The organism is Metabacillus hrfriensis (genome assembly GCF_030127205.1).
Classification (GTDB): domain Bacteria; phylum Bacillota; class Bacilli; order Bacillales; family Bacillaceae; genus Bacillus_P; species Bacillus_P dongyingensis.
This window is the reverse complement of sequence record NZ_CP126116.1, coordinates 3,653,369-3,670,388: the sequence shown is the minus strand read 5'-3', so window position 1 is coordinate 3,670,388 and position 17,020 is coordinate 3,653,369. Positions and strand designations below refer to the sequence as shown.

The window sequence follows — 17,020 nt, the reverse complement described above, 5'->3', positions numbered from 1 at the left end:
AAGCGAAGAACCTGTGAGGTTTCTTCGCTTTTTTTTGATAATAAATGAAATGATGGATGCAGCGGATGTATGGATGGTACGCCTATGCAGTATCCTTCTCCACATTGAGGTGCATTCTTAAAACCATTTGAATCATCATTTTAACTCTCTCCTTTCTATTTATGGTTGTGGTGAAAATATAGATTAGTTGCCGTTGTACATTTGAAAGCATTTGTTCATCATTGCTTCATATGACTTGTAAACTTGTTCTTCATGCTGCACTTGATCAATTGATTTATGCTTTCGTTTAATTGTTAAAGTAACAAATAATAAGTGGATGGTCATACCTATCACCTCCTTTAAATATTTTCCTTAAAATGTAAAACGCCACAGGACATACCTGTGGCGTGATACGTTTATATGAAAATAAGCATAAAAACGCCACAGGCAGATACTACTCAACCTGTGGCGGTAAGGACAATACTAAATTAGGATTATGCACCAGTTCGGTCGAATAGAGAGATATTTAATTGGTTCATTTCTAATTGACTGATCAACATTGGATTCGACCTCCCTTTTCATAAATTTGATTACATTGGTAATTATATCCACGATAGAAGATATTGTAAACCCTTTTTTCACAAAATAGGCACAATTTTTTTGAAAACCAGGTGAAAACGCTGTAATGGATGGCAGCTGCCTATACAAAGCAGATGCATGTCACATATTTTATCAGTAAAGTCAGATAAAGGAGGTCATTCTAATGCGCTCGTGTTCACCCTTTTATGGACCGCCAGCTTTATATCCGTACCCATATCCTTATGCACCATACACCGGTTTTGGCTACTGGTATGCCTTTATTGTGGTTCTGCTGATTCTCCTCCTTGTCCTTGGAGGAGGCTATTACTACAATAACTACTGCAAATAGCCAAAAAAAACACCTCATCGAATGAGGTGTTTCTACATTTTTTTGACTTTGAATGAAGCAATCATACAAAATGATAAAATCATAAGCAAAAAGATGTAATTGGAAGCCGGCATGAAATCCTTCCATAGATAGCTTAACGTCAGTATACACCCTGCTGCTGTAATTGGAAGCCCATTGAAGAAGCCGCAGTTGTCTGATATGTTAAACCTTGCCAGTCTGAAAGCGCCGCATCCAATGTATAAGACGATAAAAAATGCGCCTGGTGCACCCAACTCAAAAAGAATTCCTTTATAAAGAAGTAGTGCGGGGGCTACACCAAATGATATAATATCACTCATTGAATCCAATTGCTTACCAAGTTCGGATTCAATATTAAACTTTCTGGCAACCATCCCATCAAACCGGTCTGCAAGTGCTGCGAGAAAAATAAGCAATAGACTTAAGTTTAAGACATCATTTATTGTATACAGAATCGCAAAACCGCCAAGTCCGAGATTTACGAGGGTAAGCAGATTAGCAGTATTTGCTTTTATTTTTTTTACTGTTGCGTCTACATAACTTATAAAAAACATAATTGCACTTCCTTATAATTGCATAAATGACCAATAAATCCTACTTTTATTCTATGCATCAAAATCAATGTAGTAAAGTAATTTTTTTTGGAGGACTAAATTGAAAAGAAAACTGTACCAATATCTAATTGAATTAACAAACTCTCTCCCGGTTTCAAAGTTTATCATGAAATTTGCTGAATCATCCCGCAGCCGTTTTATTATTCCGTCTTATGCAAAGATTTATCAAGTCAACGTAAATGAAGCTAAAAAGCAGATGGATGCCTATCCGTCTCTGCATGATTTTTTTATTCGGGAATTAAAAGAAAATGCAAGAACATTTGATAATAACCAAAATCATATCATAAGTCCTGTTGATGCCGTCATTGAACAATTTGGCACTATTTCTTCACATGATGCCATTATTGTCAAAGATCAGCCTTATTCTATTCATGATATGCTTGAAGATCCTGCTTTAGCAGAAAAATATATAAATGGTTCGTTTATTGTTCTGTATTTGAGTCCGAGCCATTATCACCGCATACATAGTCCGGCTTCGGGAACGGTTGTTAAACAGTATGAGCTGGGGAATAAATCTTATCCCGTTAACAGCTGGGGTTTAATGTACGGAAAATCACCACTGTCAAAGAATTTCCGGACTATAACAGAAATTAAAGAAGAAGATCATAATCATCTTGCGGTTGTAAAAGTAGGTGCGATGTTTATAAATACGATTCAATTAACTCATGCTAATGAAAAGGTGCAAAAAGGAGAAGAACTGGCTTATTTTTCTTTTGGATCTACAGTTGTTCTGCTGTTTGAAAAACACAAAACTGATTTTGCAGATTCAGTTGCACTGAAGAAGGAAGTAAAAGCAGGAGAGGTATTGGCTGTGAAAAAATGAAAAGAGGGGACTTCACGCTTTAAAAGCTAGCTGGACGCTTTTAAAACGTGAGTCAGAGAGCGGCGTTTAATTTCAATTTTAATCAATTCAATAAAATCTTCGCTTAAATTCATCTCTGTTGCTTTAAAATACGATTCAATCAATAGTTCATCAGATAGTTTACGCATCACTTTTCGCCGAATTTCCGGCTTGCACCTCCAATTATGGATAAGGTAAGGGTTCTATATATCAACACCATGCATATACTAATATGTTATTTTCTGCTAGTAAATTAAATCTAACACGAATTAAAAAATAGAACAATCGTTCTCTTATCCACAGAAGATGGTGGATAAGCTGTTAATATCTTGTTTATAATTTCTTAAGTAGAGGATTTTATATGAGTGTATAATGTGCATAATCTTATCCACAGGTGTTGATTTTTTACAAATTTTGTCGAAAAATTTATTGAATACTACCAATTGATTTCCTCGGATGTCAAGTTTCTTTTGAAAGAACGTGTAAAATCAGATATGATGTAATTTGGCCAAAAAATGTTCGATGAGGTGTTTATATAATGTTAAAACTATTCCTGCCCGGTGAATATGTAAAAAATATCTTTGAAATATCGCCAACTGCTCTAAAAGAGCGCGGAGTGAAAGGGATTATTACAGACTTGGATAATACCCTTGTGGAGTGGGACCGTCCTAGCGCTACACCAAAGCTGATTGAATGGTTTAAAGATGTGAAAGATCATGGAATCGCTGTAACCATTGTCTCTAATAATGTAGAAAAACGGGTGAAATCATTTTCAGACCCGCTAAACATTCCATTTATATATAAAGCGAGAAAGCCTATGGGCAAAGCATTCAGACGAGCTGTGAAGAATATGAATTTGGAAAAAAAAGATGTGGTTGTCATTGGTGACCAGCTTTTAACAGACGTTCTCGGAGGAAACCGCAATGGTTTTCATACCATTTTAGTTGTGCCAGTTGCTTCTACGGATGGTCTTGTAACAAGGTTTAACCGTAAAATTGAACGCAGAATTTTAGCTGCTCTTAAAAGAAAAGGCTTAATTCAATGGGAGGATTAAACTAGTGATAGAAGAACAATTTGTTTGCATTGGCTGCGGTGTAAAGATTCAAACGGGAAATCAAGACGAGCTTGGATATGCGCCTGAGAGTGCCCTGCAAAAGGAAGTTATTATTTGCCAAAGATGCTTTCGTCTGAAAAATTACAATGAAATACAAGATGTTTCATTAACTGATGAAGATTTCCTGAAGATTCTGCACGGTATAGGAGATACAAATGCTCTTGTCGTGAAAATCGTGGATATTTTTGATTTCAACGGAAGCTGGCTGAATGGTCTTCAGCGTTTCGTTGGAGGAAATCCAATTTTGCTTGTTGGAAATAAAGCGGATATCTTGCCAAAATCCGTTAAGAAGCAAAAATTAATCAGCTGGATGAAGCGTGAAGCGAAGGAATTTGGATTAAATCCTGTTGATGTTTTTCTGATCAGTTCTGCGAGAGGACAGGGCATTCCGGAAGTAACCGATGCGATTGAGCAATACCGCGAAGGTCAGGATGTATATGTAGTGGGCTGTACGAATGTTGGAAAATCTACTTTTATTAACCGGATTATTAAAGAGGTATCGGGAGAAAAAGACGTTATTACGACCTCTCACTTCCCAGGTACTACTCTCGATTTAATTGAGATTCCGCTTGATGACGGGTCATCATTATATGATACACCTGGAATCATTAATCATCATCAAATGGCTCATTTCGTGGATAAAAACGACCTCAAGCTTTTGTCTCCCAAGAAGGAAGTCAAGCCAAAGGTTTTTCAATTAAATGAGATGCAGACTTTATTCTTCGGCGGACTTGCACGCCTGGATTATTTAAGCGGCGGAAGAACTTCTTTGACATGCTATGTCCCTTCCGAACTGAATATACATCGGACGAAACAGGAAAATGCAGATGATCTGTACAAAAGGCACGCAGGCGATATGCTTACGCCTCCAAGAATGGAGCAGCTGGAAGAATTCCCTGAACTTACTGCACATGAATTTACAATCAAGGAAGATAAAACAGATATTGTTTTCTCCGGACTTGGCTGGGTGACGGTAAACGAAGGGAACAAGAAAGTAACGGCGTATGCCCCTAAAGGTGTAAATGTTACATTAAGACCATCATTAATCTGATTGGGTGTGACTTTATGAATAGAGTATATGGACTGATTGGATGTCCTGTCGGGCATTCCATGTCACCGCTTATACACAATGATGCTTTTTTGCAAAAAAAGATAAAAGCTTCCTATCATGCTTTTCATGTTGAGAAAGATGATTTACAGGCTGCGATAGCAGGAATGAAGGCTTTAGGAATAGCAGGTTTTAATGTGACAATTCCGCATAAGGTATCCATTATCCCATTTTTAGATAAGCTTGATAAGAGTGCTGAACTCCTCGGAGCGGTTAATACCGTTCTGAATAAAGATGGCTGTTTAGTTGGGTATAATACAGATGGTCAGGGATATTTACAGTCTTTAAAACCTCTTATGAACAAACCTCTGCACGAGCAGAGGTATTTAATTATTGGCGCAGGCGGAGCGGCAAGAGCGATTTACTTCACTCTGGCTGCTGAAGGCTGCGGGAACATTGATCTTGCCAACAGAACCCTTACAAAAGCAGAGCAGCTTATGGAGGAGTGTCCTGCTGGAAGTGCCGGAAGTGTTCTTTCGCTCAGCGAGTCAGAGAAAAGACTTTCAAACTTTGATGTCATCATTCAGACAACTTCGATCGGGATGCACCCGAATACTTCGCAGAAGCCGTTTGAGGTGACAAACCTTAAAAAAGGTTCTATTGTGAGTGACATCGTCTATAATCCTGTAAAGACAGCCCTTTTAAAGGAAGCAGAAGAGGCCGGAGCAAAAACATTGAATGGAGTCGGGATGTTTGTTCATCAGGCGGCTCTTTCATTTGAAATATGGACCGGTGAAAAGCCGGATACAGCAAGAATGAGTGAATTAGTTTACGAACAATTAGGAGGATTTACATGTTAACTGGTAAACAGAAACGTTTTTTACGTGCAGAAGCACATCATTTAAACCCGATTTTCCAAGTGGGCAAGGGCGGGGTTAATGAAAATATGATCCAGCAGATCGCCGATGTGCTTGAAGTCAGAGAATTGATTAAGGTCAGTATTCTTCAGAACTGTGAAGAGGATCGCGATTCAGTAGCAGAAGCGCTGTCAAAAGGGGCAAAAGCTGAGCTTGTTCAAGTGATCGGCAATACAATTGTTTTATATAAAGAATCAAAAGAAAATAAACAACTTAAGCTGCCTAGATAAATAGAGAGGTGGAGATGATGAGGAAAATCGGAATATTTGGAGGTACATTTGATCCTCCCCATTTTGGGCACTTATTAATGGCAAGTGAAGTATTGCATTCTCTTCATCTTCATGAAATTTGGTTTATGCCAAACCAAAATCCGCCCCACAAGGACAGTGAAGTCACAACTGACAGCATACATAGGCTGCACATGCTTCAGTTGTGTACAGAAAAGCGGCCAGGATTTAAGGTGCAGAGCATTGAATTTGAGAGAAATGGCCCGTCGTACACATACGATACAATTATATTGCTGAAAAACCAATATCCAGACTGCTCGTTTTATTTTATTATTGGAGCAGACATGATAGAGTTTCTGCCCAAATGGCATAAAATTGATCAGCTGATTGAACTTGTTCAATTTGTTGGCGTTAAACGTGCAGGCTTTGAATCAGATACAGAATATCCAGTCATTGAAGTCGATGCGCCAATCTTTGAAGTATCTTCTACTATGCTTAGAGAGCGGATAAGACACGGACATACGACAGATTATTTACTGCCGGATGAAGTGAGAGGCTATATTGAGGAGAATCACTTATATGGAACGTGAAAAAGCATTAGCACTAGTGAAGGAACATTTAACAGATCACAGATATGAGCATACAATCGGGGTAATGGAAACGGCAATTGTACTCGCAAGGCTATATGGAGCGGATGTGAAAAAAGCCGAGACAGCTGCCATTTTTCATGACTATGCAAAGTTTCGCAGTAAAGATGAGATGAAACAAATCATTATCGAGCAGAATATGACTAAGGAATTGTTGATTCACAGTCCGGAACTTTGGCATGCTCCTGTTGGTGCTTATCTTGCAGAAAAAGAAGCAGGAATTAAGGATAAAGAAATTCTGGATGCAATCAGGTATCATACATCAGGAAGAGAAAATATGACATTGCTTGATAAAGTTATATACGTAGCAGATTATATTGAACCGGGCAGAATCTTTCCCGGTGCAGATGAAGTAAGAGAACTTGCAAAGAACGATTTAAACAAAGCGCTGATAGTGTCGATGAAAAATACGATTTTATTTTTGCTGAAAAAAAATCAGCCAATCTATCCGCAGACTCTGCAATCTTATAATTTTTTGGTTTTTGAAGAAAAAGGAGGAACATTATATTGACTGGTAAAGAAACGTTGGAAATTGTAGCAAAAGCAGCAGATGACAAAAGAGGAGAAGATATCGTAGCTCTGAAAATGGAAGGAATCTCATTAATTGCTGATTACTTCTTAATTTGTCACGGAAATTCAGACAAACAAGTGCAGGCAATTGCACGAGAGATGAAGGATCAGGCGGGAAAAAACGGCATTGAAGTGAAACGTCTGGAAGGGTTTGATGAAGCACGATGGGTGCTGATTGACATGGGTGATGTAGTTGCACACGTCTTCCATAAAGACGAGCGCAACTATTACAAGCTTGAAAAGCTTTGGGGAGATGCACCTTCTGAAAATCTGGAGAGTGTCCTTTCACAATGATTTATAAAGGGTTTGCCGAGATTTATGATGAACTGATGAAAGAGGCTCCTTATACGCGTTGGACAGAATTTCTTCATGAAAGGATGTCCAAGTTCGGAAATGGCGGCACCAATGTGCTTGATTTAGGCTGCGGAACTGGAGAAATTTCCATCAGGCTGAAACAAAAAGGTTACCATGTTACAGGTATGGATATCAGTGAAGAAATGCTGTCGATTGCCTTTCAGAAAACGGCTGAATTGGGATTGAGCATTCCTTATTTTCAGCATGATATGAGATTCCCGGGTGAACTTGGACAATTATTTGACGGCATCTTCATATGCTGTGATTCTCTTAATTACCTTCAGTCGGAAGAAGATGTTCATGCTGCATTGCATGCTGTATTTGATCAGCTTGCTCCAGACGGGATTCTTGTTTTTGATGTGCATTCATTATACAAAATACATGAAATATTTAATGAAGCAACATTTGCTGATAATAACGATGAAGTCAGCTATATATGGAACAGCTTTATTGGAGATGCGCCGGACAGCATTGAACATGATTTGTCCTTTTTTGTAAGAAGGGGCTCAATGTATGAACGATTCGATGAATATCATACTCAAAGAACTTATTCTGTTAAGCAATATGAAGAAATGCTTGTTCAAGCTGGATTTACTTTGCTTGAGGTCAGTGCAGATTTTAAAAATCAGCCTCCTGAACAACAATCTGAGAGAATCTTTTTTGTTGCTGCAAAGAAATAAAAACCATCGGATTTCTTTAGGGGTTTACCTTCAGAGGTGCAAACATTAAATAACAAAGGAAAACGCACGGAATTTCGCATTGAAATTCACCGTGCGTTTTTTGTTGAGTTAAAAGTATTCTTTCATAAAATATGCATATTTTCACACATGAATTTGTACAAGATTTATCGTATAGTAACAAATATTGGAGTTTATGTGAATTTAATTTTGAACAAGTTTTAAATTGGATAGGTTTATGTTATTGAGCATTTCTGTGGAATGAGGAAAACTTTTTATTATTGTCTAAAATTAAAAGTGTATTTATAGCAATAAAAATATAATGAAAATAAATAATGTTTTATTGTAAAACGATAAAATATGTGTTAGTGTCAAATAGACAATAAATAAGTGAGGTGCTTTTTATGAAACGAGTGTCAACACTCTTTTTAAAGATAGCTGTTATTCTTATTGGAGTTCCGATTCTTGCTTTGTGCATCTTTGTGGTGCCTGAGATAGCGAAGTTTGCTGAAGAATTTTTTCCAAATATTGCTTATATGAAATATCTCGTTTTAATCTATTTGTATGTAACGGCGATACCTTTTTACTTTGCTCTATTTCAAGCTTTTAAACTTTTAAGCTATATTGACAAGAACAAAGCTTTCTCGGAATTATCTGTAGGAGCTTTAAAAAATATAAAATACTGTGCAATCACAATCAGTATCTTGTATGTGGCAGGCATGCCGCTCTTTTATCTCATGGCGGAGATAGACGACGCCCCAGGTATCATATTAATCGGATTGGTCGTTATTTTTGCTTCAATGGTGATTGCAGTCTTTGCTGCTGTTCTTCAAAGCCTATTAAAAAATGCTATAGATATAAAATCAGAAAATGATTTAACGGTCTGAGGTGAATGACATGGCAATTATAATCAATATTGATGTGATGCTGGCTAAAAGGAAAATGAGCGTTACAGAACTATCGGAGAGGGTTGGAATAACGATGGCGAATCTTTCTATATTGAAAAATGGAAAGGCAAAAGCGATTCGGTTATCAACTTTAGAGGCAGTTTGTAAGGCTTTAGAATGTCAGCCAGGAGATCTTTTAGAATACAAAAGTGACGAAGATATTAAAGGGAAATAAAGTTACTTAAATAAAAAAAAGATAGCAAGAAATGAAAAAGAGCTTGGTAAAATATCCAAGCTCTTTTTTGTGAATTGTATTGTGAATTTACTCTTGTATTATCTGCGATTTGTGCTGAATAAAATAATATTATTATACAAGTCAACACGTTAAGATTTTTCCGATGGTTTTTTAATGGCAGGAAGGAAAATATAATTTGAATGGAGAATTCCTTAGGTATCACTCATACCTTTCGAATTGTTCTTTTACCTCTCTTAAGTCTTCATTGTATTTCCTGTGGGTTCTCTGAAATAAGTGTTCAAACACCTCACCAATCTCTGCTTCCATTACACTGATGCCTTCGCCTGTTACTCCTCCTTTTACACATACCTTCTCCTGTAATGTTGGAAGTGTATACAGTTCGCTCTCTAAAAGCTTTCCAAGCCCTATTACCATTTCACTCGTTAATTGGACAGCCTGATGTTTTGTAATTTCCGTTTCTCTGACTGCCGCATCAATAAATCTTTGGAGAAGATAGCTGAAAAAGGCCGGACCGCAGCTGACAATATCGGATGAAACTCTTGTTATGTGATCTTCAATTGTAAAAGGGTTTGAAATGGCCTGAAATAATTCTTCGATTGACCTCCGCATAGATGGACTGCAGTTTCCATAAGTAAGTAAAGAAACACCTGATAGAGCCCGGTTTGTAATGCTTGGTATGGCACGGGCGACCTGACAATTAACAATAGACTGAAGCTGCTCAACATTAATGGGACTGGTTATCGAGATAATGCACTGATCTTTTCGTAAGTAGGGTGATAATTTAACTAAAAGGGGGTGAATGTCAAGCGGCTTTACGCATATAAAAATAAGCTCAGATTGCCGAGCGATTTCTTCAGGTGTTAAATATAAGTTAATTCTTGGATACTGTTTTTTCAGGTTTGCAGCTTTCTCAAACGTACGATTCGTAATATGAATGGCTGAGGGCTTAAGTGCATTCGATTCAATAAACGCTTCAATTAATATTTTCCCCATATTCCCTGTTCCAATAAAGCCTGCGTTCAATGTTTCATCCCCTCCTTTAACATACTTTCTCCTACACTTTATGAAATAAGTTGAACAAATATGAATCACATGAAGGAGTAATGAATGGAAATTCTAAAAAAATATAAATACTTGCTTGGTTTAATAGGAATTGCTGCAGCGCTGTTTCTGTATCAAACGCAGCAAAACTCAATTCCTGCCGAACAAAGCTCTCAAATGGACGAAGATGAAGCTTCTTTATTAACCGGAGAACAGGTTTTAGAAGACGAGCCTGATTCAGATGCTGCCAATGAAGAGCAGACAGTCATTGTTGATGTAAAAGGGGAAGTTCAAAAGCCTGGTGTATATGAAATGAAGAATGGAGAAAGGTTTCATCATGTTATTGAAAAAGCTGGCGGCTTAACGAAAGCTGCGGATGCCGTCCAAATCAATCTTGCAGCGATGCTTGAAGACGGAATGGTTGTCTATATCCCAAAACGCGGAGAGACAGCAGAAGATAACGTTCTGCTGCCTGCAGCAGCTGGAGTTGACGCGGGAGAACAGAAGGTCAATCTTAATAAAGCAACAGCAGAAGAGCTCCAAACGCTTACAGGAATTGGCCCGGCAAAGGCGGAAGCCATTCTTTCTTACCGGGAAGAAGCGGGGGGATTTAAAACGATTGAGGATCTCAAGAACGTTACAGGAATAGGAGAAAAATCATTCGAAAAATTAAAAGACAGTATTACTGTAAAATGAATTGACGGGCTTTTCCTTCTATCGATACACTAAAGGAAGAGCAATAGCTACTACTATAAATGGGGGATAACATGAACAGAATTTCCTGGAATCAGTATTTTATGGCGCAAAGTCATCTGCTTGCCCTAAGAAGCACATGTACACGCCTTGCAGTAGGAGCAACAATCGTCAGGGACAAGCGCATTATTGCCGGAGGATATAACGGTTCGATTGCAGGAGGTGTCCATTGCATTGATGAGGGATGCTATGTCATCGATAATCACTGTGTGAGAACCATTCATGCAGAAATGAATGCTTTACTGCAATGTGCTAAATTTGGCGTGCCGACCGAAGGAGCAGAAATATATGTGACACATTTTCCTTGTCTGCAATGCTGCAAAGCCCTTATTCAAAGCGGCATCAAAAAGGTCTATTTTGCTGAAAGCTACAAAAATCACCCGTATGCAGCCGAGCTGTTTGAACATGCAGGTGTTCATGTAGAGCAGGTTGAGGCGAATTCGGACCCTTTAGCTTCTGAACAGAGAAAATTTATTGATGAATTGCTTGGAAAATTAAATGATGACGCTGACCGGAATACGCTTTTAGAAAAAGCAAAAAAGCTGTTCAAAAGCAACGTATAATTTCGGCATGACTAAAATAAGCTATCAAGGAAAGCTCATCTATTTTGCGGCAGCAGCCGGTTTAGCCGTTGCTGCTGCAAAATTTCCATTCCACCCGATTTCCCTCTTCATTATTCTTCTCTTTTATGCACATCTTCTTTTACGCAAAAAAATGACTTTGCTGATTGGCTGTATGGCCATTTTCACTCTCTTCATTCTTCATTTTTCCGCAGTAGAAAAAGGCAATGTTTCAGGATTCGCTGAGGGCAGAATTACCGTTCAAGGCAAATTCGCTGAATTTCCGGAAATAGACGGGAATCAATTGAAAGGGGTTATAAATGTAAACAAAGAAAGGATAATTGCCGTATACTATTTCAGATCAGAGGAAGAGAAAAACAGGTTCAAGCTATTGGAAATCAGTACATCCTGTACATTTAAGGGGGAATTAAAGCCCCCTAAACATGCAACGAACCCGAATGCTTTTGATTATTCAGATTATCTAAAATACAATCGAATCCATTGGGTGCTGACTGCCGATTCTATTCATCTATGCAGGAATCCAGAAAAAACATTATTAGAAAAATTGAAAGAATACAGACAAGATGGAATTCAATTTATTTCTGATGTTTTTCCGGAGGAATCCAAAGGGATTGTACAAGCTCTTTTGTACGGGGAACGTTCTCAAATTTCCGAGGATATAAACAAGGCATATCAGGAGCTGGGCATCGTCCATTTGCTTGCAATCTCCGGTCTCCATGTCGGAATTTTAGTTTCCGGGCTCTACTATATCTTGATCAGAACAGGAATGACGCATGAAAAAACGAAACTTCTTTTAATCCTGTCGCTGCCGGTTTACTGCATAATCGCTGGAGGAGCGCCCTCTGTTCTCAGGGCTGCAGGGATGAGCATGCTTTATCTTGCATCAAAACAAATGAGGCTGCAGCTTTCCACGATTGATGTTATTTCTGTTGCGTTTCTTGTTCTGCTAGCTGCTGATCCATATTATTTATTTAATGTTGGATTTCAATTGTCCTTTTCTGTAAGTATTGCTCTTATCCTGTCAGCAAAGACTTTATCAAAAATCACAATCCGCTTTTATCAGCTGCTGGCAGTTTCTTCAGTAGCCCTGTTCGCATCCCTTCCAATTATTTTGTACAGTTTTTATCAAATTTCCCTTTTAAGCCTGCCAATGAATATTCTATTTGTGCCGTTTTACTCTGTCGTCATTCTCCCTTTATCACTGGCCTCAGTGTTTGGGATGCATATTTTTTCTCCATTAGGCTCATTCCTCATCGCCGTAACGGATTTTTTGCTGAAAATAAGCAATAACATAGTTCTGTTTATCAACAGCTTGCCTTCCTTCATGCTTCTGTTTGGCAAGCCATCTTTTCCGTTTCTTTTTCTTTTCATCGTTTTCCTATGCCTGGCTTTTATCGTTTACGAGAAGTCAAATCGATTGAAAGAAATGCGGCTATTCGTTTTATTCATTGTTCTTCTCCTTTTTTATCAGCACGAATCGGAGTATTTCGTAAGGACAGGCGAGATCGTGATGCTTGATGTCGGTCAGGGTGATTCCATTTATCTCTCAGCACCGCATAATCAGGGGACATATTTAATTGATACGGGCGGAATCCTCTCATTTAATCAGGAAAAATGGAAAGAAAAAAGCAATCCATATTCGATTTCTGAAGATACCCTTATTCCTTTCCTGAAATCAAAAGGCAAAAGAACACTTGATAAATTGATTTTGACTCATGGAGATGCAGATCATGCGGGAGAGGTTACCAAACTTCTTGATGAAATTCGTGTCATAGAGTTGATTGTGCCATTAGGTTTTTTAAGAGGAGATTTTGAGCAGAAAATCATTGATAAAGCGAAAAGTACAGGAACGGAGGTATCCGTATTGAAAAGCGGGGACGCTGTATCTGACTCATTTTTCAAATTGAACATCTTATCTCCAATCAATTTGTCAGAGAGTGAAAATAACGATTCACTCGTTATATTTGCTAAGATTGGGGGCTTAAAGTGGCTGTTTACGGGTGATCTTGAGCACGAAGGAGAAAAGCGTATTTTAGAAAAATATAAAGGATTAAAAACCGATGTATTAAAGATTGGACATCATGGAAGCAAGGGGTCTACTTCAGATTTGTTTTTAAAGCAGCTTCAGCCTAGGATTGCTTTGATTTCAGCAGGGGAGAACAACCGGTATAATCATCCTCATAATGAAGTGATCGGGCTGCTTCAGAAATACGGGATGGAAATTCTTCAAACGAAGGATCATGGTTCGATTACTTTTAAATTTAATGGAGATAGTGGAACGTTTTCCGTTCAGCCTCCATACGATAGCGTATCAGATAAATGATTTTTGCAATAAAAAAACGGCAGCTATGTGAGGCAGATCCGTTCTGAAAGAGAAGTCAGGTGCTAGAGCTAGACAATGAAAAAGAGACTGCTCTGCAGTCTCTATGTAAGGGTTGTCATGAACCGATTAACTTAATAACTGTCGCTAATACGAAAATAGTGGCAAAAAAGCCAAAAGAAACGACAAATCCTACTCCTGAGTCTACTGCATCGTTGCGTTTGCTTTGAACATTCTTTTCAAATTCATTCACAATTTACCCCTCCTATATGCCTTATAGTATAAGCCAAATCATTTAAAAAATCTATCATTTTCCAATCAGGTTTTGACAACACTTTACACATATATTAACCGATCAGAGTGAGAAAAATATATACAACATATTGATCGCTTACCTGCACATGTATCCTGGGGCATATGCGGTGGCGTTTATATATATGGGAACCGGCTGAGCCTGTTCCCTATTCATTTTGCCCATTTATATAATCCGCACTTGCTAAACAGGCAGGGTACCGATACGATTAGAAAAGAATGATTGAAACTGGGTGATAAAATGATATCAAACGTCTGGAAAGATATAAAAAATAAACAGCTGAAGCCGGCATACCTGCTTCTTGGAAAGGAATCTTACCTTATTCAGGAAACCGTTCAGCTTATTATTGAAGCTGCACTGGATCCTTCAGAGATTGATTTTAATCTTGCGCAGTATGACCTGTCAGAGGTCCCATTGGAGTCCGCCATTGAGGATGCAGAAACACTTCCTTTTCTAGGTGAAAAAAGAGTGGTTATTCTTAAGAATCCTCAATTTTTAACGAGTGAAAAGAAGAAAGAAAAAATAGAACACCGCATTGATAAATTAGAGGAATATTTAAAAAGTCCTGCTCCATATACCATTTTGGTTATTGTGGCCCCATTTGAAAAGCTTGATGAACGAAAAAAAATTACAAAAGCTGTCAAAAAAATGACAGAAGCTGTAGAGATGAATGGATTTTCTGAGCATGAAACAAAGAAATGGATGAATGAACTGGCAGATGCAAATGCCATTGCACTTGAAAATTCAGCAAGAGATCAGCTTTATATGCTGACAGCCGGAAACTTAATGGCCATCTCACAAGAAATGAAAAAGTTGAGTACATATACGGGTGAAGGCGGAATAATAAGGGAGGACATTGTTTCTGCACTTGTTTCAAGAACACTTGAGCAGAATATTTTTGAATTGATTGAGAAGGTTATCCGCAAAGACAGAACTCGTGCCATGCAGATTTTTTATGATTTGCTGAAAGCAAACGAGGAACCGATAAAAATATTATCTTTGCTGATTAATCAATTCAGACTGATTCTTCAAGTGAAAGAACTGTCTGTTCTGGGATATGGACAGCAGCAAATTGCGGGAAACCTCAAGGTGCACCCATTCCGTGTGAAACTAGCCATGCAGCAGGCGCAGCTTTTTCAAACCTCAGAACTGACATCGATCATGAATCAGCTTGGTGAGGCAGACTATGAAATGAAAACCGGAAAAATGGACAAAAGACTTGCTGTTGAATTATTTTTACTCCGCTTATTCAAATAAAGTCCATAAAAAAAATCCTCTTCTCGGGAAGAGGATTTTTTTATTATGCTGAAAGACCGTTTACAGATTTCGTTAAACGAGATTTGTAACGAGCAGCAGCGTTTTTGTGGATTAGACCACTTTGAGCAGCTTTGTCAATTCTTTTAGAAGCTACAGCTAGTGCAGCTTTTGCATTGTCAGCATCATTGTTAACAACTAGAGCTTCTACTCTTTTAATAGCAGTACGCATTGCAGATTTGATTGTAACATTGTGTGCATTGCGCTCAGCGTTAGTTTTTGTGCGTTTGATTGCAGATTTGATGTTTGGCATTCGTTTCACCTCCTAAAAAGCATTCGAGATCTATTATACTCGACATTTTCATCAATAATAAGAACAAGTGATATTTTATCAAACGGACATATAGATTGCAATATAATTGTAAAGGAAATTATCACGGCTTATATCTGTCAAGAATGAAACCTGCAAATTAAGGCAAAAATACAGAATAAGAAAGACTATGCAGCCAGGAGGTTATGATAGTGAAAGAACCTTTAGATTTGAGTATGTATTCAGTCAGAACAGATTTGGCCATTGAAGCACGTGATATGGCATCTGAATCTAAAACATCTGAGCCCGAAAAGAAATCACCCGAGATTGAAGGCGTTATTGTCAAAGAGCGGGACGATAATGGAGTTAAAATAACATCTCTTCAAATTACAGAAAAGGGTGCAGAGCTTACGGGAAAGAAGCCGGGAAATTACTTGACACTTGAAGTGCAGGGGATTCGCCAAAAAGATACAGCATTGCAAAATCAGGTTGTCGACATATTTGCAAAAGAATTCAGCAGTTTTATGGATGGTCTGAAGATTCCAAAGGATGCAAGCTGTTTAGTTGTGGGACTCGGCAACTGGAATGTAACACCAGATTCGCTTGGTCCCCGTGTTGTCGAAAACCTTCTTGTTACACGTCATTTATTTCAGCTTCAGCCTGAAAATGTGCAGGAAGGCTTCAGGCCGGTAAGCGCTATTTCACCTGGAGTAATGGGAATTACCGGGATTGAAACAAGTGATATTATTACCGGCATTATTGAAAAAAGCAAACCGGATTTTGTCATTGCCATTGATGCGCTGGCTGCAAGATCGATAGAGCGTGTAAATACAACTATTCAAATTTCAGACACCGGCATTCATCCCGGATCTGGCGTTGGAAACAAACGGAAAGAGTTGAGCATGGACACTTTGGGCATACCTGTTATTGCGCTTGGTATTCCGACGGTTGTAGATGCGGTATCAATCACAAGTGATACGATTGACTTTATCTTAAAGCACTTCGGAAGAGAGATGAAGGAAGGAGACCGCCCTTCTAAGTCGCTCACTCCCGCCGGGATGTCATTTGGAGAAAAGAGGGTGCTTTCTGATGAAGATCTTCCTTCTGATGAACATAGACAGCAGTTCCTTGGGATTATTGGAACTCTTGAAGATGAAGAAAAAAGAAGACTGATTCATGAAGTTCTATCTCCGCTTGGACATAATTTAATGGTGACTCCAAAAGAAGTGGATACATTTATTGAAGACATGGCAACTGTAGTTGCAAATGGACTGAATGAGGCACTTCATCAGCAGGTGGACAGCAGCAACGCGAGGTCATATACCCATTAAAATATAGTCTACTTTCTCCGGCTCCTGCATATAGTTAAGC

The 17,020-nt window shown here is 38.4% G+C and carries 23 protein-coding genes; 17 read left to right on the top strand and 6 right to left on the bottom strand.

All coding sequences use genetic code 11. The annotated features are described in order from the left end of the window. Positions 1-183: 183 nt before the first annotated feature. On the bottom strand, positions 184-324 hold the full coding sequence (locus tag QLQ22_RS18270; protein WP_284015296.1) for a YrzI family small protein: 141 nt from the start codon (positions 322-324) through the stop codon (positions 184-186). 418 nt (positions 325-742) lie between these two features. Between QLQ22_RS18270 and QLQ22_RS18265 the strand changes: the two genes are divergently transcribed. Continuing rightward, positions 743-907 carry a hypothetical protein gene (locus QLQ22_RS18265; RefSeq protein WP_223436854.1) on the top strand — a complete coding sequence of 55 codons (165 nt, stop codon included), beginning with the start codon at positions 743-745 and terminating at the stop codon, positions 905-907. Between the two features lie 32 nt (positions 908-939). On the opposite strand, the gene pssA is transcribed toward QLQ22_RS18265, so the two are convergent. After that, positions 940-1,479 (bottom strand): CDP-diacylglycerol--serine O-phosphatidyltransferase, encoded by a 540-nt coding sequence (pssA, locus tag QLQ22_RS18260; protein ID WP_223436852.1) that lies wholly within the window; start codon positions 1,477-1,479, stop codon positions 940-942. A gap of 100 nt (positions 1,480-1,579) precedes the next feature. On the opposite strand from pssA, the gene QLQ22_RS18255 reads away from it, so the two are divergent. Next, positions 1,580-2,362: a phosphatidylserine decarboxylase gene (locus QLQ22_RS18255; protein WP_223436850.1), complete on the top strand. Its 783-nt coding sequence runs from the start codon at positions 1,580-1,582 to the stop codon at positions 2,360-2,362. A 26-nt stretch (positions 2,363-2,388) separates the two neighbouring features. On the opposite strand, the gene sda is transcribed toward QLQ22_RS18255, so the two are convergent. After that, entirely contained in the window at positions 2,389-2,529 is a 141-nt protein-coding gene (gene sda / locus QLQ22_RS18250) for a sporulation histidine kinase inhibitor Sda (RefSeq protein WP_223436849.1), read from the bottom strand. Positions 2,530-2,915: 386 nt separating this feature from the next. Here sda and QLQ22_RS18245 point away from each other — a divergent pair, with 386 nt between their 5' ends. From QLQ22_RS18245 to QLQ22_RS18200, 10 genes are all read left to right on the top strand, one after another. After that, positions 2,916-3,434, top strand: a complete 519-nt coding sequence (locus tag QLQ22_RS18245; RefSeq protein ID WP_223443571.1) for a YqeG family HAD IIIA-type phosphatase — start codon at positions 2,916-2,918, stop codon at positions 3,432-3,434. Between the two features lie 7 nt (positions 3,435-3,441). Beyond that, positions 3,442-4,545, top strand: a complete 1,104-nt coding sequence (gene yqeH, locus QLQ22_RS18240) for a ribosome biogenesis GTPase YqeH (RefSeq protein ID WP_423246268.1) — start codon at positions 3,442-3,444, stop codon at positions 4,543-4,545. Between the two features lie 14 nt (positions 4,546-4,559). After that, positions 4,560-5,402 (top strand): shikimate dehydrogenase, encoded by an 843-nt coding sequence (gene aroE / locus QLQ22_RS18235; protein WP_284015295.1) that lies wholly within the window; start codon positions 4,560-4,562, stop codon positions 5,400-5,402. Next, positions 5,396-5,689 carry a ribosome assembly RNA-binding protein YhbY gene (yhbY, locus tag QLQ22_RS18230; protein WP_223436843.1) on the top strand — a complete coding sequence of 98 codons (294 nt, stop codon included), beginning with the start codon at positions 5,396-5,398 and terminating at the stop codon, positions 5,687-5,689. Before aroE ends, yhbY begins: the two co-directional genes overlap by 7 nt. Before the next feature lie 17 nt (positions 5,690-5,706). Beyond that, positions 5,707-6,276: a nicotinate-nucleotide adenylyltransferase gene (locus tag QLQ22_RS18225; RefSeq protein ID WP_223436841.1), complete on the top strand. Its 570-nt coding sequence runs from the start codon at positions 5,707-5,709 to the stop codon at positions 6,274-6,276. Then, positions 6,266-6,844: a bis(5'-nucleosyl)-tetraphosphatase (symmetrical) YqeK gene (yqeK, locus tag QLQ22_RS18220; RefSeq protein ID WP_223436839.1), complete on the top strand. Its 579-nt coding sequence runs from the start codon at positions 6,266-6,268 to the stop codon at positions 6,842-6,844. The genes QLQ22_RS18225 and yqeK overlap by 11 nt, the downstream gene beginning before the upstream one ends. Further along, positions 6,841-7,197 carry a ribosome silencing factor gene (gene rsfS, locus QLQ22_RS18215; RefSeq protein WP_223436837.1) on the top strand — a complete coding sequence of 119 codons (357 nt, stop codon included), beginning with the start codon at positions 6,841-6,843 and terminating at the stop codon, positions 7,195-7,197. Before yqeK ends, rsfS begins: the two co-directional genes overlap by 4 nt. Continuing rightward, entirely contained in the window at positions 7,194-7,937 is a 744-nt protein-coding gene (locus QLQ22_RS18210) for a class I SAM-dependent DNA methyltransferase (protein ID WP_223436836.1), read from the top strand. Before rsfS ends, QLQ22_RS18210 begins: the two co-directional genes overlap by 4 nt. Before the next feature lie 401 nt (positions 7,938-8,338). Beyond that, the gene (locus QLQ22_RS18205; protein ID WP_284015294.1) at positions 8,339-8,821 is read left to right on the top strand and encodes a DUF2975 domain-containing protein; all 483 of its coding nucleotides are present in this window, start codon (positions 8,339-8,341) and stop codon (positions 8,819-8,821) included. Between the two features lie 10 nt (positions 8,822-8,831). Next, positions 8,832-9,056 carry a helix-turn-helix domain-containing protein gene (locus QLQ22_RS18200; protein WP_223436832.1) on the top strand — a complete coding sequence of 75 codons (225 nt, stop codon included), beginning with the start codon at positions 8,832-8,834 and terminating at the stop codon, positions 9,054-9,056. A 219-nt stretch (positions 9,057-9,275) separates the two neighbouring features. Here the strand turns inward: QLQ22_RS18200 and comER are convergent, their stop codons facing one another. Further along, a complete protein-coding gene (gene comER, locus QLQ22_RS18195) occupies positions 9,276-10,100 on the bottom strand; it encodes a late competence protein ComER (protein WP_223436830.1) in 825 nt (274 codons plus the stop codon). 84 nt (positions 10,101-10,184) lie between these two features. On the opposite strand from comER, the gene QLQ22_RS18190 reads away from it, so the two are divergent. From QLQ22_RS18190 to QLQ22_RS18180, 3 genes are all read left to right on the top strand, one after another. Next, complete coding sequence (locus QLQ22_RS18190; RefSeq protein WP_284015293.1) at positions 10,185-10,814, top strand: helix-hairpin-helix domain-containing protein; 630 nt, start codon at positions 10,185-10,187, stop codon at positions 10,812-10,814. Positions 10,815-10,885: 71 nt separating this feature from the next. After that, positions 10,886-11,434: a ComE operon protein 2 gene (locus tag QLQ22_RS18185; RefSeq protein WP_223436827.1), complete on the top strand. Its 549-nt coding sequence runs from the start codon at positions 10,886-10,888 to the stop codon at positions 11,432-11,434. Between the two features lie 7 nt (positions 11,435-11,441). Further along, positions 11,442-13,775, top strand: coding sequence for a DNA internalization-related competence protein ComEC/Rec2 (locus QLQ22_RS18180; RefSeq protein ID WP_284015292.1), 2,334 nt, complete (start codon positions 11,442-11,444; stop codon positions 13,773-13,775). 115 nt (positions 13,776-13,890) lie between these two features. Here QLQ22_RS18180 and QLQ22_RS18175 read toward each other — a convergent pair whose 3' ends face one another. Beyond that, entirely contained in the window at positions 13,891-14,025 is a 135-nt protein-coding gene (locus QLQ22_RS18175; RefSeq protein WP_223436824.1) for a YqzM family protein, read from the bottom strand. A gap of 300 nt (positions 14,026-14,325) precedes the next feature. Between QLQ22_RS18175 and holA the strand changes: the two genes are divergently transcribed. Beyond that, positions 14,326-15,342, top strand: coding sequence for a DNA polymerase III subunit delta (holA, locus tag QLQ22_RS18170; RefSeq protein WP_252207212.1), 1,017 nt, complete (start codon positions 14,326-14,328; stop codon positions 15,340-15,342). A 43-nt stretch (positions 15,343-15,385) separates the two neighbouring features. Here the strand turns inward: holA and rpsT are convergent, their stop codons facing one another. Next, positions 15,386-15,652, bottom strand: a complete 267-nt coding sequence (rpsT, locus tag QLQ22_RS18165; RefSeq protein WP_070874389.1) for a 30S ribosomal protein S20 — start codon at positions 15,650-15,652, stop codon at positions 15,386-15,388. A 209-nt stretch (positions 15,653-15,861) separates the two neighbouring features. Here rpsT and gpr point away from each other — a divergent pair, with 209 nt between their 5' ends. Further along, the gene (gene gpr, locus QLQ22_RS18160; protein ID WP_223436820.1) at positions 15,862-16,980 is read left to right on the top strand and encodes a GPR endopeptidase; all 1,119 of its coding nucleotides are present in this window, start codon (positions 15,862-15,864) and stop codon (positions 16,978-16,980) included. Positions 16,981-17,020 lie beyond the last annotated feature (40 nt).

Excerpts from the sequence above, each read along its gene's own strand:
- QLQ22_RS18270 (WP_284015296.1), bottom strand. The coding sequence starts at position 324 with ATGACCATCCACTTATTATTTGTTACTTTAACAATTAAACGAAAGCAT.
- QLQ22_RS18265 (WP_223436854.1), top strand. The coding sequence starts at position 743 with ATGCGCTCGTGTTCACCCTTTTATGGACCGCCAGCTTTATATCCGTAC.
- pssA (WP_223436852.1), bottom strand. The coding sequence starts at position 1,479 with ATGTTTTTTATAAGTTATGTAGACGCAACAGTAAAAAAAATAAAAGCA.
- sda (WP_223436849.1), bottom strand. The coding sequence starts at position 2,529 with ATGCGTAAACTATCTGATGAACTATTGATTGAATCGTATTTTAAAGCA.
- aroE (WP_284015295.1), top strand. The coding sequence starts at position 4,560 with ATGAATAGAGTATATGGACTGATTGGATGTCCTGTCGGGCATTCCATG.
- yhbY (WP_223436843.1), top strand. The coding sequence starts at position 5,396 with ATGTTAACTGGTAAACAGAAACGTTTTTTACGTGCAGAAGCACATCAT.
- QLQ22_RS18225 (WP_223436841.1), top strand. The coding sequence starts at position 5,707 with ATGAGGAAAATCGGAATATTTGGAGGTACATTTGATCCTCCCCATTTT.
- yqeK (WP_223436839.1), top strand. The coding sequence starts at position 6,266 with ATGGAACGTGAAAAAGCATTAGCACTAGTGAAGGAACATTTAACAGAT.
- QLQ22_RS18210 (WP_223436836.1), top strand. The coding sequence starts at position 7,194 with ATGATTTATAAAGGGTTTGCCGAGATTTATGATGAACTGATGAAAGAG.
- QLQ22_RS18205 (WP_284015294.1), top strand. The coding sequence starts at position 8,339 with ATGAAACGAGTGTCAACACTCTTTTTAAAGATAGCTGTTATTCTTATT.
- QLQ22_RS18200 (WP_223436832.1), top strand. The coding sequence starts at position 8,832 with ATGGCAATTATAATCAATATTGATGTGATGCTGGCTAAAAGGAAAATG.
- QLQ22_RS18190 (WP_284015293.1), top strand. The coding sequence starts at position 10,185 with ATGGAAATTCTAAAAAAATATAAATACTTGCTTGGTTTAATAGGAATT.
- QLQ22_RS18185 (WP_223436827.1), top strand. The coding sequence starts at position 10,886 with ATGAACAGAATTTCCTGGAATCAGTATTTTATGGCGCAAAGTCATCTG.
- QLQ22_RS18180 (WP_284015292.1), top strand. The coding sequence starts at position 11,442 with ATGACTAAAATAAGCTATCAAGGAAAGCTCATCTATTTTGCGGCAGCA.
- holA (WP_252207212.1), top strand. The coding sequence starts at position 14,326 with ATGATATCAAACGTCTGGAAAGATATAAAAAATAAACAGCTGAAGCCG.
- rpsT (WP_070874389.1), bottom strand. The coding sequence starts at position 15,652 with ATGCCAAACATCAAATCTGCAATCAAACGCACAAAAACTAACGCTGAG.